Below are 1,422 nucleotides of genomic sequence, written 5' to 3'. Positions count from 1 at the left end.
GCGCTAGCAAATTGCTTGGGTGTTATATGGTCAAGCCTCACGGGCAATTAGTATTGGTTAGCTCAACGCCTCACAGCGCTTACACACCCAACCTATCAACGTCGTAGTCTTCGACGGCCCTTTAGGGGATTCAAGATCCCAGTGAGATCTCATCTTGAGGCAAGTTTCCCGCTTAGATGCTTTCAGCGGTTATCTCTTCCGAACATAGCTACCCGGCAATGCCACTGGCGTGACAACCGGAACACCAGAGGTTCGTCCACTCCGGTCCTCTCGTACTAGGAGCAGCCCCTCTCAAATCTCAAACGTCCACGGCAGATAGGGACCGAACTGTCTCACGACGTTCTAAACCCAGCTCGCGTACCACTTTAAATGGCGAACAGCCATACCCTTGGGACCGGCTTCAGCCCCAGGATGTGATGAGCCGACATCGAGGTGCCAAACACCGCCGTCGATATGAACTCTTGGGCGGTATCAGCCTGTTATCCCCGGAGTACCTTTTATCCGTTGAGCGATGGCCCTTCCATACAGAACCACCGGATCACTAAGACCTACTTTCGTACCTGCTCGACGTGTTTGTCTCGCAGTCAAGCGCGCTTTTGCCTTTATACTCTACGACCGATTTCCGACCGGTCTGAGCGCACCTTCGTACTCCTCCGTTACTCTTTGGGAGGAGACCGCCCCAGTCAAACTACCCACCATACACTGTCCTCGATCCGGATAACGGACCTGAGTTAGAACCTCAAAGTTGCCAGGGTGGTATTTCAAGGATGGCTCCATGAGAACTGGCGTCCCCACTTCAAAGCCTCCCACCTATCCTACACAAGCAAATTCAAAGTCCAGTGCAAAGCTATAGTAAAGGTTCACGGGGTCTTTCCGTCTAGCCGCGGATACACTGCATCTTCACAGCGATTTCAATTTCACTGAGTCTCGGGTGGAGACAGCGCCGCCATCGTTACGCCATTCGTGCAGGTCGGAACTTACCCGACAAGGAATTTCGCTACCTTAGGACCGTTATAGTTACGGCCGCCGTTTACCGGGGCTTCGATCAAGAGCTTCGCTTGCGCTAACCCCATCAATTAACCTTCCGGCACCGGGCAGGCGTCACACCCTATACGTCCACTTTCGTGTTTGCAGAGTGCTGTGTTTTTAATAAACAGTCGCAGCGGCCTGGTATCTTCGACCGGCATGGGCTTACGGAGCAAGTCCTTAACCCTCGCCGGCGCACCTTCTCCCGAAGTTACGGTGCCATTTTGCCTAGTTCCTTCACCCGAGTTCTCTCAAGCGCCTTGGTATTCTCTACCTAACCACCTGTGTCGGTTTGGGGTACGGTTCCCAGTTATCTGAAGCTTAGGAGCTTTTCTTGGAAGCATGGCATCAACCACTTCGTCGCCTAAAGGCAACTCGTCATCAGCTCTCGGCCTT

General features: G+C 53.2%; 1 rRNA gene. It reads right to left on the bottom strand.

The window, feature by feature from the left end:
• Window positions 1-26: 26 nt before the first annotated feature.
• Window positions 27-1,422: ribosomal RNA gene (locus tag D886_RS0119440) — 23S ribosomal RNA — on the bottom strand; the annotation flags it as partial.

Origin of the sequence: Pseudomonas sp. LAIL14HWK12:I7, assembly GCF_000483465.1 — a bacterium.
GTDB classification, from domain to species: domain Bacteria; phylum Pseudomonadota; class Gammaproteobacteria; order Pseudomonadales; family Pseudomonadaceae; genus Aquipseudomonas; species Aquipseudomonas kermanshahensis.
The sequence above is the reverse complement of the archived record's forward strand: the minus strand, read 5'-3'. Positions and strand labels throughout refer to the sequence as shown.